The sequence below is a fragment of the Leifsonia sp. Leaf336 genome, assembly GCF_001423695.1.
Lineage (GTDB): Bacteria > Actinomycetota > Actinomycetes > Actinomycetales > Microbacteriaceae > Leifsonia.
In genome coordinates this window covers 904,581-917,315 of sequence record NZ_LMOZ01000001.1, presented here as the reverse complement: position 1 = coordinate 917,315, position 12,735 = coordinate 904,581, and the positions used below count along the sequence as shown (strand labels likewise).

Sequence of the window (12,735 nt, the reverse complement as noted above, 5' to 3'; positions counted from 1 at the left end):
CGGGCCGCCGGACGCTCGGGGCGCCGACGGCCCGACGGCCGCGGAGGTGCTTCTCTGCTACTTCTTGGCGTCGGCGTCGATGAGCGCCTGGACCTTGGTGTCGACTCCCTTGAGCAGGGTGTCGACATCGGCGTTCTTGTCGGTCAGCACCGCCTGCACGACGGCGTCGAGCGCCGCGTACAGATCCTGCGTGTGCGCCGGCGGCTCCGGCACGATCGTCTGGCTGAAGATCCCGTCGTTGAACGGCTTGATGTTGTCGGCCGGGATGTTCGCGTACGGCTTGATCCAGGTCTGGTACTGCTGCCAGGTCGCCTTGTCGAACAGCGGCAGGGTGGGGGCGTTGACGGCCTGCTTGCCGGCCTGGTTCGACTTGGCGAGGGTGACGGCGTCGCTCTCGTTGACCTGCGGCTGGGTGCGGTAGAAGTCGATCCACTTCACTGCCGCGGCGATCTGCTCCGGCGTGTCCTTCACGTTGACGACGTCGACGTTGCCGCCCGACAGGATGCCGGCCTTGCTGTTCGACGAGTCGACCGGGAAGGTGGTCACTCCGTACTTGGACTGGTCGAAACCGTTCGCCTGCATCAGGGAGCCGATCACGTCGGAACCGCTCATGTACATGGCGATCTTGCCCGACGCGAAGCCCTGGTTGATGCCGCTCCAGTCCCACAGGAAGTTGCTGCCCATGGAGTTGTCCTGCCAGCGCATCTTCTGGAGCCAGCTGAGGGCCTGCTTGGTCTGGTCGTTGTCCGTCTTGACGGTCACCTTGCCGTCGGAGCCGGTGGTCTCCAGCCGCCCGCCGAGGGCCTGGGTGGCCGTCGCGAGGTTCCAGCCTCCCGTGCTGTCCTTGGTCATCTGCATGTAGCCGGCGACTCCGGGGACCTTCTCGGAGATGGTCTTGGCGTCGGCCTGGATCTCGTCGAGCGTCGTCGGCGGCTTGTCGGGGTCGAGGCCGGCCTGCTTGAAGATGTCGCGGTTGTACGACAGCGCCATCGCGTACGGACCCCACGGGATGCCGTAGACCTTGCCGTTGTCGCCGGTGGCGACGTTCAGCACGGTCTTGTTCCACTTGTCGGCGGTGGAGGTCTGCTTGAACGGGGTGGTGATGTCTGCCAGCTGGCCGTTGTTCGCCAGCGTCTTCGAGTCGGTGAACGGCACGTTGAAGACATCGGGCAGGGTCCCGCCCGCGAGCTCGGCGGCGAAGGTGCTCGCCGTCCACTGGTACTCGATGGCTTTGACGTGGATGTCGGGGTTCTTCTTCTCGAACTCCTTGACGCGCGTGGCGAGGGTCTTGAGGGCGTCTTCGGTGGCGCCGGGCAGGACCGGCGCGACGACGAGGTTGACCTTGCCGTCGCTGCTGCCGCCGTTGTCGGACGAGCAGGCGCTCAACATGGCGACGCTCGCGGCGGTCACGAGACCGAGCGCGACGACTTTGCTGCCGAGTCGTCGTGGTTTCACGGACTTCATTGTCTGGTTCCTTTCGGTGTGCGGTGTGTTGCAGTCAGGTGCGTCATCGGGTCGATCAGACGCGGTTCTCCGGCGAGGCGTGCTGTGTTCGAAGCCATGCCGTGGAGTCGGTGGGGAGCAGCCCGTCCTGCAGCGGAGCGCTGCTGAGGAGGACGCCCTCGTGGGGCGGGAGCGGCACGGGCGCGCCCGACAGGTTGGTGACGTTGACGAAGCGGTCCCCCCGTGCGAAGCCGAGCACTCCTGGGTCGGTCGGCAGCCAGGCGAAGTCGCCGTCGCCGAGGCCCTCCTCGTTGCGGCGGAGGTGCAACGCCCTGGTGTACAGCGAGAGCATCGAGTCCGGGTCGCGGCGCTGCGCCTCGACCGTGAGCCCGCGCCACGACTCCGGCTGGGGGAGCCAGGGCTCACCGGCGGATGCCGCCGGGCTGAACCCGAACGGGCGGTGCTCGCCGCTCCACGGGAGCGGGACCCGGCAGCCGTCACGGCCAGGGTCGATGCCGCCCGAGCGGAAGTGCATCGGGTCCTCTAGCCGGTCGGCCGGCAGGTCCTCGACCTCCGGGAGGCCGAGCTCGTCGCCCTGGTAGATGTAGAGCGAACCGGGGAGGGCGGCGACGAGGAGGGCGGCCGCGCGGGCGCGCCGCGTCCCGAGGGCGAGATCGGTCGGCGTGCCCACGCGCTTCTTCGCGAAGGCGAACGAGGAGTCGTCCCTGCCCAGCCGCGTGACGGGCCGCGTCACATCGTGGTTCGACAGCAGCCAGGTGGAGGGCGCCTCGACGGGAGCGTGAGCCGCGAGCGTCGAGTCGATCGACGCGCGCAGCTCGTCCGCATCCCACGGCCGTGCGAGGAAGTCGAAGTTGAAGGCCGTGTGCAGCTCATCCCGGCGCAGATACTTGGCGAACCGCTCGATGTCGGGCAGCCAGATCTCACCGACCAGCACCCGCGTGCCTGGATACGAGTCGGCGATCGCCCGCCAGCCGCGGTAGATGTCGTGCAGCTGGTCCCTGTCGGTGTTGGGGTGCTCCCCCGGCGCCGGGTGCTCCGGGACCTCGGGCAGAGCCGGGTCTTTGACCAGCAGCGCTGCGGAGTCGATGCGGACGCCTCCCACCCCCCGGTCGAACCAGAAGCGCAGGATCTCCTCGTGCTCGCGGAGGACGTCGGGGTGGTTCCAGTTGAGGTCCGGCTGCTCGGGGGTGAACAGGTGCAGGTACCACTCGCCCGGGGTTCCGTCGGCGTCGACCGTGCGCGTCCAGGTGTCGCCGGAGAAGTTGGAGACCCAGTGGTTCGGCATCTCGGACCCGTCGGCGCCGCCTCCCGGGCGGAACCAGAAGCGCTCGCGCTCCGGCGAGCCGGGCCCGGCCGCGAGGGCTGCTCGGAACCACTCGTGACGATCGGAGACGTGGTTGGGGACGATGTCGATGATGGTGCGGATGCCGAGCTCCAGGGCCTCGGCGATCAGAGCCTCCGCCTCCTCGAGGGTGCCGAACGCGGGGTCGATCGTGCGGTAGTCGGCGACGTCGTAGCCGCCGTCGGCGAGTGGGGAGAGGTACCACGGGGTGAACCAGATGGCGTCGACGCCGAGCTCCTGCAGGTAGGCGAGGTGCTGGCGGACCCCGGCGAGATCGCCGATGCCGTCGCCGTTCGCATCCGCGAAGCTGCGCGGGTAGATCTGATAGATGACGGCGCTGCGCCACCAGAGCGGGTCGGCGGTCGACGGAGTCGGACGCGCACTCGTCGTCGCTGGCGACGGTGTTGGCGTCGGTGCTGCTGAGCCTTCAGCGAGCAGGGGCAGGTCCACGCGGAGCCTTTCTGTGCAGGCCGGCCTGCCGCATGGCATCGGCGCCGGACGGAGCTGTGATTTCCGTTACTCAGAAAGTAGGGTTCTTGACAAAATGACGCAAGAACTAAAATGAATGCAAGTGATTTGCGAACTCTTACGTGCGTTTGCGTGAACAATCGTGCGAACTACAGTTACATCGGTGAGGTCTTCGCCCGCGATCGCCGCGACGATGCGGGCAGGGCGCAACGCAACTCGGGCTACAGAAGTCTGCAAAATTTGCAGAGTGCAGATCGTCGGGGAAGCTGTACGGCTGAAAACAGAAGAAGGCCGCCCCGGGGGGCGGCCTTCTTATCCGGTGGTGGAGCTAAGGAGATTCGAACTCCTGACCTCTTCGATGCGAACGAAGCGCGCTACCAACTGCGCCATAGCCCCGGGAACTGCTCAGCTAGCCTAGCACCCTCGCTGTTCCGAATCGAAATCGAGGGCGGCTCAACTGGCCGCTCAACTCGCCGCGCGACGGCGACGGAGGACGGCGTCGAGGTCGAGCGCTCCGTCGTCGACCGAGCCCACGATCCCCATCGCCGAGTAGACGCTCGGTACGGCCTCCTCGACCGCGACCGGACGCGAGACGGAGGCGACTGCGGGGGCTGCGGAGGTCGACGCCACCGCGGGAGCGGGAGCGACGACCGGGCGCAGCCGGACCGGCGCCGGCGTCGCCGGTGCGGCCTCCGCCACGGCCGTGACCTTGCGCTCGAAGTCGGCGCGGGCGGCAGCCCTGCGCAGCTCGGCTGCGGCATCCACCGACGCCATCGCCGCAGCGGCGACCGTGCCGGGTGACAGGTGCAGCGGCTTCGGCAACGGGCGCGGAGTCCAGCTCTGGCGCAGCGCCTCCTGCACCGGGAGGTCGTGCTGCGCATGGTCATAGAGGTCCGGTGACGCGGGAGCGGCCGGCACGAACGGGACGGGCGCGACGGTGGCACGAGCGGACCGCGACAGTCGGCTGAGCATGCCGAGGGACGCGAGCACCACGAGTCCGGAGGCCACGGGCAGCAGCCACGCGCCGGTGGCCAGCAGGAGCGCGGCGCCTGCGGCGACGCCGACGAGGCTCGCCACCAGCAACAGCGTGCAGAGCGCGCGCGAACGGCGGAGCCTGCGGCGGCGCTGCGGAGAGAGCGACGAAGGTGCGCTGGCGACCGCGAGCGCGCTCGCCCGCTGGGCTGCGGCCGCGCGGGACGCCCGCTCCAGCGCGATGGCCTGGGTGGCGGCACGCTCGGCCTCCTCGGCCGCATGCCGCCGCTCCTCGGCGATCGCCTGCTCGCGACGCGCATGCGCCGCGGCCTCGGCCCGGGCGGTCGCGAGCCTGCGCTCCTCCGCCCTGCGGAGGATCCGCTGCTGCTCCGCGACCGTCTTCGCGGTCGCCTCCATGCGGACCTCGTCCGGAAGCTCACTCGTCTCGGCCAGGATGCGCAGCGTCTGCTGCAGCCGAACGGCGTTGCGCTCCGTCGCCACGTACTCGCGGCGACGCAGCCACACCGGGACGAGATAGGCCAGCCAGAGGGCGGCCGCGATGGCGACGACCACCCCACCGCCCATCACATCCCCATTCATGCCTCTACGGTAGGGGGCGACTGCTCGGCGCCCCGGTCAGCGCCCGGGTGTGTCACCGATGGAGAGGACTCTCAGTGTCGGCGCGCGACCGGGAGCGGGATGGCAGCGGCCGCGCGGTCCTCTGGCGTCACCGACGCGGCCTCCGCCGGCGCCTCGCCATCGAGCCAGCGGCGCAGGACGCCCTGCTGAAGCTCTTCGGACACCAACCCGAAGCAGTAGTGGTCGCGCCAGTCGCCGTTGATGTGGATGTAGCGGCGCCGGAGGCCCTCGTAGCGGAACCCGAGCTTCTCGACGACGCGGAGGCTGGGGCCGTTCTCGGGCCGGATGCAGATCTCCATGCGGTGCAGGCCGAGCTGGTAGAAGCAGTAGTCCGTCGCGAGCGCCACCGCGGTCGGCGTGATGTTGCGCCCGGCGAACTCCTCGGCGATCCAATAGCCGATCGTGGCGCTCGACAGCGAGCCGTAGGTCACCGACGACACGTTGAGCTGACCGGCGAGGCGCCCGTCGTACTCCACGATGAACGGGAGGCCGTGCCCGGCGCGGGCGTTCGCCAGCAGGGAGCGGATGCTCGCTCGCGTGTCGAACGACCCCGGCGCATACGGGCTGGTCGCCTCCCACTGCCGCAACCAGGTGCGGTTGTCGAGCAGGGAGCGCTCGAGCGCGCGAGCGTCTCTCAGACGGATCGGTCGCAGCACGATGCGTCCATCGCTCAGCGTGGGGATGACGAACGCCACGGCGTCCTCCTTCTACGACGACCGTTCGCCGCAGATACGACCGTAGCGGTTATCGACCTAGATCGCGCCAGTCGGCTCCGTCGGCATCTCCTCCAGAGCCTCGCGCGGCTCGTCGGCGAGGCCGTCGGCGAACTCGCGCAGCCAGGGCCGCAGGTCGGGGCCGAGGTCTTCGCGGTCGACTGCCAGCTGGATGATCGCCTTGATGTAGTCGAGGCGGTCGCCCGTGTCGTACCGGCGGCCGCGGAAGACGACGCCGTAGACACCGCCGGTCCAGTCGGGAGCCTCGGCCATCGACTGCAGGGCGTCGGTGAGCTGGATCTCTCCACCGCGGCCCGGCTCCGTGCGCTCGAGCACGTCGAACACCTCGGGCCGCAAGACGTAGCGGCCGATGATCGCGTAGTTCGACGGCGCGTGCTCGGCGTCGGGCTTCTCGACCAGGCCGGTGATGCGCACCACGTCGTCGTCACCGGTCTCTTCGATCGCGGCCGCGCCGTACAGGTGGATGGACTCGCTCGGCACCTCCATCAGCGCGATCACGGAGGCGTTGTACTTGTGCTGCACGTCGAGCATGTGCTGGAGGAGGTCGTCGCGGGAGTCGATGATGTCGTCGCCCAGGAGCACGGCGAACGGCTCGCGACCCACGTGCATCTTGGCGCGGAGCACCGCGTGGCCGAGACCCTTGGGGTCGCCCTGGCGCACGTAGTGCATGTCGGCGAGCGAGGTGGAGTAGTTGACCTTCTGGAGACGGTCGGTGTCGCCCTTCTTCTCGAGCGTGTCCTCGAGCTCGGCGTTGCGGTCGAAGTGGTTCTCGAGCGCGTTCTTGTTGCGGCCGGTGATCATGAGCACGTCGGTCAGGCCCGCGTCGACCGCCTCTTCGACCACGTACTGGATGGCCGGCTTGTCGACGACCGGCAGCATCTCCTTCGGCATCGCCTTGGTCGCCGGCAGGAACCGGGTGCCGAGGCCTGCTGCGGGGATCACTGCTTTCGTCACGTTGGTAGCCATGCCGCTACAGTAACCGCATTTTCGCGGCCGCCCAGGCTGGACCTCTTAGGATTGACGTATGGACACGGACACCGCCGCCCATCGCAAGCGCGCACTGCGCGCAGAGCTGCGCGAGCGACGGCAGAACCTCACCAGCACGGAACGACAGGCCGCGACCGCGGGAATCACCCGAAACTTGATCGACCTCGCGACCGATCTGTCCGCGCGGTCCGTCGCCGCCTATCTCTCGACGAACATCGAGCCCGACACGCGTCCGTTCGTCAATTGGGCGGTCGGGCAGGGCCTGCGCGTCCTCCTGCCCGTCTCACGCGAAGACGGCCTCCTCGACTGGACGACGGGCGACGGCGAGACCGAGACCGAGGGTCTCTTCGGCATGCCGGAGGCCGTCGGCGAGCTGCTCGGGCCGATCGCCATCAACGACGTCGACCTCATCCTGGTGCCGGCCGCGGCCGTCGACGCGACGGGCATGCGCATGGGATGGGGGCGGGGTTATTTCGACAAGACGCTCGGCAGCATGGAAAAATGTCCCCCGGTGTACGCCGTCGTCTTCGATGCCGAGCTCGTGAGCGAGGTCCCGCGGGAACGACACGACCAGCCCGTCGACGGCGCAGTCACCCCGACACGCATCGTCCAGTTCTCCTGACCGGCACCACGGACGCGCCCGAACACAACGGAAGACCATGCCCACCTACTCCTACTCGTGCCGCGACTGCGGCCACGCCTTCGACGTCCACCAGGCCTTCACCGACGACGCGCTCACCGTCTGCCCGAACTGCGGCGGAACCCTGCGCAAGGTCTTCGGCACCGTGGGCGTGACCTTCAACGGCTCCGGGTTCTACCGGACCGACTCGCGCGGTGGTACGAAGTCAGCGGGAGGTTCGTCGTCGGGATCGGGCTCGTCGTCGTCTTCGTCGGACTCGTCGTCGTCCGGTTCGTCGTCGTCCGGTTCGTCGTCGTCGGGTTCGTCGTCGTCGGGTTCGTCGTCGTCCTCCACCTCCTCCTCAGGCTCTGCAGCCTGACATCAGCACCACCAGCCCCACCTCACTGGCGAAAGGACCGGTCTTGCTCAAAGGCTTCAGGGAGTTCATCCTCCGCGGGAACGTGATCGACCTCGCGGTCGCCGTGGTCATCGGCGCCGCGTTCACGGCCGTCGTCACCTCGATCGTGACGAATCTGTTCAACCCGCTGATCAGCGCGTTCTTCAAGGCGAGCTCGCTCGACCAGGCGATGATCGTCACCCTCAACGGCTCGCAGATCAAGTTCGGTGCGGTGCTCGGCTCGATCATCAGCTTCCTGATCGTCGCGGTCGTCGTCTACTTCGTCTTCGTCTTCCCGATCAACAAGCTCAAGGAGCGGATGGACCGCCTCCGCAAGAAGGGCGTCGTCGAGCCCGATGCACCCGTCACCGAGCTCGACCTGCTGACCGAGATCCGCGACCTCCTGCAGGCGCAGCAGTCGCCACCCTCGGGCGCCGGCACCGGCAGGCACGCCGACCCGCTGCCGTAGCCGGCGAGCGCTGAGGCTCCGCTAAAGCGAAAGATGGAATCGGAGCGCCTCGTCCAGTTGGCGCATGATCCATCCCGGAGTCGCACCCAGTGTTCGCGTGACACGGGGGAACCCGATCGCGCGCACCTGCTCCGCCTGCAGTTTCGACGGGACGCGCAGCCCCATCTGGGTGAGATCGTCCGGGTCCGCGACCTCTACCTGGAAGTCGGCGTGGACGTTCGAGACGTTCGACGTCACCGGCACGCAGGTGATGACGCCGCGCGACCGTTTCGTGACCGATGCATTCATCCCTGCCGAGCTGACGACGATGCACGGGCGCAGCTTGCCCGCTTCGCCGTCGACGACCGGATCGAGCAGAACCTCGACGACATCACCGCGCCTCACTCGGACAGCCCATCTCGCACAGTGCGATCCCAGATCGCATCCTCACCCGAGCTCTCCCACTCGTCGAACGCCTGAGCATACGCGTCCTCGGCATCGAGTTCACGTTGGACGCGGAGAAGCTTGTGGATGGCAGCGGATCGGTTGCCCTTCATGTCGGCCGCGATCTTGTCGAGATACTGCAGATCCTCATCGGACAGACTCACACTCAGCTTCACAGTCATACCGAGATGCTACCAGAGTACGACCGAAGAGAGTCCCAGAGTCACCAGTGCGGCGGGACGTCCCGTCGCAGTTGCTCGTCGTTCGACGACCACGAGCCGTCGTCGTGGTCGCGCTCCGGCACGCGCGGCGTCGGGTCCGCGCCCGGCGCGCCCTCGCGCCGCACCCGGCGCGACTTCCGCGCTGGTCGCTCGCTGTCGTGCTGCTGCTCGTTCACCACTCCAGGCTAGGCGCAGATCCTCCGCACATGTGCCGTCGGACGTTCCTGGGGAGCACATTCGGCGCGCAGATGCGGGCTGAGGGGCTCAGAGCTCCGGCAGCGTGATCGGCGCGGTCTCGGTGTTGGCCTCCGAGATGCCGATGAGGTGGGCGATGCGGCCGGCCACGGCGTCCGGGTCGGCGAAGAGCTCGAAGCTGTGCACACGGAGGTAGTGCCAGCCCAGGCGCCGCAGCACGTCGGGGCGCAGCCGCAGCGACTCGCGGAGGCTGCCCTTGTTCACGTCGTCGTCGGTCTCGACGACGACCGCGCGGCCCTCGTTCGACGCGACAAGCGTGAGCTTGCCGCGGTAGCCGACCTGCACATCCAGGCCGCGGCGCGCGAGGCGCTTGGCGAGGTCGAGGATCATCGGGTCCGCGTCGGGGCTGAGGTACTCGGGCACAGCGGCCTGCAGCTGGTCGGCCTCCCCCAGCACCTGCGCGAGCGCGGCGATGCCGTGCCGCATGCGCGACTCGTCGATGTCGTCGGGGCGGAAGCACGAGACGATGTCCATGCCGCGGCGAGCACGCGTCATGCCGACGGCGAGGAGGCGGTCGCCTCCCGGCTCCGCGAGGGCTCCGAAGTTCGACAGCAGCCGGCCGTGCGGGGTGCGACCGTAGCCGATCGAGAAGACGACGCGGTCGCGGCTCTGGCCCACCGACTGCTCGAGGGTCACGACGGTGAACGGCTCGGGTCGATCGCCGAGGATGAAGTCGGCGAGCTCGGTGCGCTTCGAGAACGCCGACAGTACGGCCTGGTTCACCCGTACGGCGTGCCGCTCGCTCGCGGTGATCACCATCAGCGACTCGCGCGGACGCTCGGTGGCGTGCCGCAGGACGAGCTCGACCACCTTCGCCACCTCGGCGTCGGTGCTCTCGACCGCGCCGGTGTCGCTGTCGGGCATCCCCTGACCACCGGTGACGTAGTGGAGGGCGAGGCTGCCGTGCCCGAGGTAGGTTCCGGCCCACGGCAGCGAGTCGATCTTGCCGCCGTAGAAGCGGCGGTTGACCAGCTCGGCCAGGTCTTCACCACCGGCGCGGTAGCTGCGCGCGAGCGTGTAGACGGGGAGGAGCTCGGAGAGCCGGGCGAGCGCGGAGTCGCCGTGCAGGGCGTCGACGTCCGCGGCCTCCACAGTGGTGCCGTACTCGTGCACGCCGGTGTCGAAGCGGGAGGGCGTCTGCGTGACCGGGTCGCCGAAGGCCACGACCTGGCGGGCGCGGCGCAGCACGGGGACGTTCTCGGCCAGGGTGGAGGCTCCGGCGTCGATCAGGACGACCGCGTCGAACGCGACCTCGGCGTCGATCGCGGGCACCTCGTAGGGCGACACGAGCCAGACCGGGGCGAGCGGGCGCGCCAGGTGCGGCGCGGCCGCGTTCAGCGAGGCACCGGTCGGCGTGGTCGTCGTGAGCAGCTTCTTGAGCGCCTTGGCCTCCTCCGGCCAGTCGACGATGCCGATCTTCCAGGTCTCGGCGAGCATCCACGCGAGCTGCTTGCCCGTCGCGGAGGCGTGGGCCTCGTCCACGAGACGGAAGTCGGCCTCCAAGCGGTCGAGCACGCTCGTGTTGGCGCTCAGCAGGGCGCGGTCGGCGGCGAGGAGGGCCTCCAGCACCGACTGCCACCAGGCGAGTTCGAGCTCGGCGCTGACCTGCGTCTCGGGCACGTGGCGCACCGACAGGTCGGACAGCAGAGGGTCCAGCTCGCGCTCGCGCAGCTGCCCGAGCAGGGCGGTGCGCTCCTGGAGGTTGGCGAGCACCTCCGATTCGGCGGCGAGGCCGGCGACCTGGCGCGTCAGCTCCTCGATGGGCAGCGCGGCGAGCGACTGCGGCGTGCCGGTGCGGCGCAGCGGGATGTCGAGGCGGGCGAGGTCCTCCGCGACGCGCTGGTACGCGACCTGCACGTCGGCGATGCCGACCGGCACCTCCGGGACGACGCCGGCGACGGCGAAGCGGTTCCAGAGGATGCGCTGCTGCTGGATGCGGCGCAGGCTCTCATTGAGATCGGTGACGTGCACGCCTGGGCGCACGTACTCCAGGGCGAGCTTGCGCAGCCGCCGCCGGTTGGTCCCGGACATCGTCGGCGACTCGCGGCGCGAGGAGGTCGCGGCGATGAGCTCCGAGATCGAGCGGTCGAAGACGTTGGGCGTGAAGCGGTCGAGCGTCTCGCGCACGTCGAGCAGCAGCCGCAGGTAGACGCCGAGCTCGGCGATCGACTCGAAGGGCCGCATCCGGGTCTGGCCGATCAGCGCCCTGGCGCGCTCGATGAGCCGGGGGAGCTCGGCGCGGCTGAGCTTCTTGGCGAGGTCGTGGGCGGCCTTGCCCTCCTCGGTCGTCGCGAACGACGCGCCGTACCAGGGCGAGTCGCTGGGACCGTACCGGAACTCGCCCAGGCGGGCGGCCCGGATCAGGGCGTCGGCGGCGGCGTCGCGCCCGGAGGCGAGCGCTTCGATGGAGGCCCGGCTCAGCCGTGCCGTGGTCGCCGGCGGAGCCGGCAGCAGCGCGAGCCGTGAGAGCTCGCGCAGCGCGTCGAGCACGGAGACGTGCAGCACGGGGTCGCGGCGGGCGAGCGCGGCACGGTAGTCGAGCAGCACCTTGCGGAGCCGCACGAGCGCGTCGTCCACGTCGGTGACGCGCGGCTGCTCCGCCTTCTCGTTGCGGCCGATGGACTGGATGAGGTCCCGGCGGAGGGTGCGCGGGGTGACCGCGACGCCGGGCAGGCCGACCTTCGCGAACCGCTGGGCGATGTCTTCGAGGCTGGAGCGCCGCGGCCCGACCACGAGCACGCGCTTGTGCTGGGCGACGAGTGCGCCGACGGCGTTGACGACCGTCTGCGTGCCTCCGGTGCCCGGGAGGGTCTTCACGACGATCGAGTTGCCGGCCGAGATCTGCGCGACGACGTTCTCCTGCTCCTCGTCGGCGTCGAGCAGGAGGGAGTCGGTGGCCGGCGGACGTTCGTCCTGGCGGATGGGGTCGGCGGGGCTGAACGCGCTCTCGATCGCGGTGCGTGCCGTCGGGTTGCCCGCGAGGGCGTCCAGCAACGGCGTGTCGAGGTCGTCGGCTTCCGCCCGCAGCGCCGGAGCCACATCGACGAACGACGACACCACGAGGCGCGGCTGCACGTTGAACCACGGCAGATGGGAGGTGAGCCCGCGCAGCCGGTCGATCACGGGCTGCGGCTTGAATGCCCCGTCGTGAAGGGCGAGGGCGACGAACGCGTCGGCGTCGAGCGTGATCTGGAACTGCTCGGACAGCGCCCTGGCCAGCTCCGGGTTCAGGAACGGCTGGCCCTTGAGCTTCAGCTCGAAGTCGCGGCCGTAGCGGCGGATGGCCAGCGGGCGCAGCAGGATCGGCGCCAGGAACTCGTCGGAGCCGTGCCTCCACTGCGCGAGGCCGATCGCCAGGTGGATCGACTCGATGCCGCGCACGGAACGCAGCTCGATGCCCTTGGCGGTGATCGCGTTCGCCGCGGCACGGGCCGTGCGCAGCGCCAGCTCGTCGCGGATGAGGCTGGAGAGCAGCGTGCTCTGCCCGGTGATGAACTGCGGGAGGCCTCCCGGATGAGTCGTGCTCAGCTCGATGCGCGTGCGCGGGCTGTCCTCGAAGTGCAGCAGGGGCGATTCGCCGCCGATCGCCGCGATCTCCTCGCGCCACCGCGCCCACACGTGGTCGGCGATGTTGCCGGCGACGAGGCCGGGATCGCCGAGGCTCAGGGAGTGCGGGGAGGTCGTGTTCGACGCCGGATGCAGCGCGTCGCCCTCGGGCACGTCGGACGTCATGTCGTCGTCCTCG

The 12,735-nt window shown here is 69.5% G+C and carries 12 protein-coding genes, 1 tRNA gene and 1 pseudogene; 3 read left to right on the top strand and 11 right to left on the bottom strand.

Annotated features, from left to right (window positions below):
- Nucleotides 1–57: 57 nt before the first annotated feature.
- The 6 genes from ASF88_RS04485 to galU all read right to left on the bottom strand — a co-directional run bounded on the left by ASF88_RS04485 (nt 58) and on the right by galU (nt 6,585).
- Nucleotides 58–1,455 (bottom strand): ABC transporter substrate-binding protein, encoded by a 1,398-nt coding sequence (locus ASF88_RS04485; protein ID WP_235493275.1) that lies wholly within the window; start codon nt 1,453–1,455, stop codon nt 58–60.
- A gap of 64 nt (nt 1,456–1,519) precedes the next feature.
- A complete protein-coding gene (locus ASF88_RS04480) occupies nt 1,520–3,295 on the bottom strand; it encodes a glycoside hydrolase family 13 protein (RefSeq protein WP_055914778.1) in 1,776 nt (591 codons plus the stop codon).
- Between the two features lie 299 nt (nt 3,296–3,594).
- A tRNA-Ala gene (locus ASF88_RS04475) sits at nt 3,595–3,670 on the bottom strand.
- Between the two features lie 69 nt (nt 3,671–3,739).
- Nucleotides 3,740–4,846 (bottom strand): hypothetical protein, encoded by a 1,107-nt coding sequence (locus tag ASF88_RS04470; RefSeq protein WP_055914775.1) that lies wholly within the window; start codon nt 4,844–4,846, stop codon nt 3,740–3,742.
- Nucleotides 4,847–4,917: 71 nt separating this feature from the next.
- Nucleotides 4,918–5,580 carry a GNAT family N-acetyltransferase gene (locus ASF88_RS04465; RefSeq protein WP_055914773.1) on the bottom strand — a complete coding sequence of 221 codons (663 nt, stop codon included), beginning with the start codon at nt 5,578–5,580 and terminating at the stop codon, nt 4,918–4,920.
- A 57-nt stretch (nt 5,581–5,637) separates the two neighbouring features.
- A complete protein-coding gene (gene galU / locus ASF88_RS04460) occupies nt 5,638–6,585 on the bottom strand; it encodes a UTP--glucose-1-phosphate uridylyltransferase GalU (RefSeq protein WP_055914770.1) in 948 nt (315 codons plus the stop codon).
- 58 nt (nt 6,586–6,643) lie between these two features.
- On the opposite strand from galU, the gene ASF88_RS04455 reads away from it, so the two are divergent.
- A complete protein-coding gene (locus ASF88_RS04455) occupies nt 6,644–7,228 on the top strand; it encodes a 5-formyltetrahydrofolate cyclo-ligase (protein ID WP_055914767.1) in 585 nt (194 codons plus the stop codon).
- 37 nt (nt 7,229–7,265) lie between these two features.
- Nucleotides 7,266–7,358 (top strand): annotated as a pseudogene (locus ASF88_RS21095) (FmdB family zinc ribbon protein); the annotation flags it as partial.
- A gap of 62 nt (nt 7,359–7,420) precedes the next feature.
- On the opposite strand, the gene ASF88_RS21090 reads toward ASF88_RS21095, so the two are convergent.
- Nucleotides 7,421–7,579 (bottom strand): hypothetical protein, encoded by a 159-nt coding sequence (locus ASF88_RS21090; protein ID WP_327063236.1) that lies wholly within the window; start codon nt 7,577–7,579, stop codon nt 7,421–7,423.
- Nucleotides 7,580–7,647: 68 nt separating this feature from the next.
- On the opposite strand from ASF88_RS21090, the gene mscL reads away from it, so the two are divergent.
- Entirely contained in the window at nt 7,648–8,091 is a 444-nt protein-coding gene (gene mscL / locus ASF88_RS04450; RefSeq protein ID WP_055914764.1) for a large conductance mechanosensitive channel protein MscL, read from the top strand.
- 21 nt (nt 8,092–8,112) lie between these two features.
- Here mscL and ASF88_RS04445 read toward each other — a convergent pair whose 3' ends face one another.
- The 4 genes from ASF88_RS04445 to ASF88_RS04435 all read right to left on the bottom strand — a co-directional run bounded on the left by ASF88_RS04445 (nt 8,113) and on the right by ASF88_RS04435 (nt 12,722).
- Entirely contained in the window at nt 8,113–8,475 is a 363-nt protein-coding gene (locus ASF88_RS04445; protein WP_055914761.1) for a type II toxin-antitoxin system PemK/MazF family toxin, read from the bottom strand.
- Complete coding sequence (locus tag ASF88_RS04440) at nt 8,472–8,696, bottom strand: hypothetical protein (RefSeq protein WP_055914757.1); 225 nt, start codon at nt 8,694–8,696, stop codon at nt 8,472–8,474. The genes ASF88_RS04445 and ASF88_RS04440 overlap by 4 nt, the downstream gene beginning before the upstream one ends.
- 41 nt (nt 8,697–8,737) lie before the next feature.
- Nucleotides 8,738–8,911 carry a hypothetical protein gene (locus ASF88_RS20295; RefSeq protein ID WP_157498223.1) on the bottom strand — a complete coding sequence of 58 codons (174 nt, stop codon included), beginning with the start codon at nt 8,909–8,911 and terminating at the stop codon, nt 8,738–8,740.
- Between the two features lie 88 nt (nt 8,912–8,999).
- Complete coding sequence (locus ASF88_RS04435; protein WP_235493274.1) at nt 9,000–12,722, bottom strand: AAA family ATPase; 3,723 nt, start codon at nt 12,720–12,722, stop codon at nt 9,000–9,002.
- Nucleotides 12,723–12,735 lie beyond the last annotated feature (13 nt).

Coding starts and splice junctions, on each gene's coding strand:
- ASF88_RS04480 (WP_055914778.1), bottom strand. CDS start 3,295: ATGCCATGCGGCAGGCCGGCCTGCACAGAAAGGCTCCGCGTGGACCTG.
- ASF88_RS04470 (WP_055914775.1), bottom strand. CDS start 4,846: ATGAATGGGGATGTGATGGGCGGTGGGGTGGTCGTCGCCATCGCGGCC.
- galU (WP_055914770.1), bottom strand. CDS start 6,585: ATGGCTACCAACGTGACGAAAGCAGTGATCCCCGCAGCAGGCCTCGGC.
- ASF88_RS04455 (WP_055914767.1), top strand. CDS start 6,644: ATGGACACGGACACCGCCGCCCATCGCAAGCGCGCACTGCGCGCAGAG.
- ASF88_RS04440 (WP_055914757.1), bottom strand. CDS start 8,696: ATGACTGTGAAGCTGAGTGTGAGTCTGTCCGATGAGGATCTGCAGTAT.
- ASF88_RS04435 (WP_235493274.1), bottom strand. CDS start 12,722: ATGACGTCCGACGTGCCCGAGGGCGACGCGCTGCATCCGGCGTCGAAC.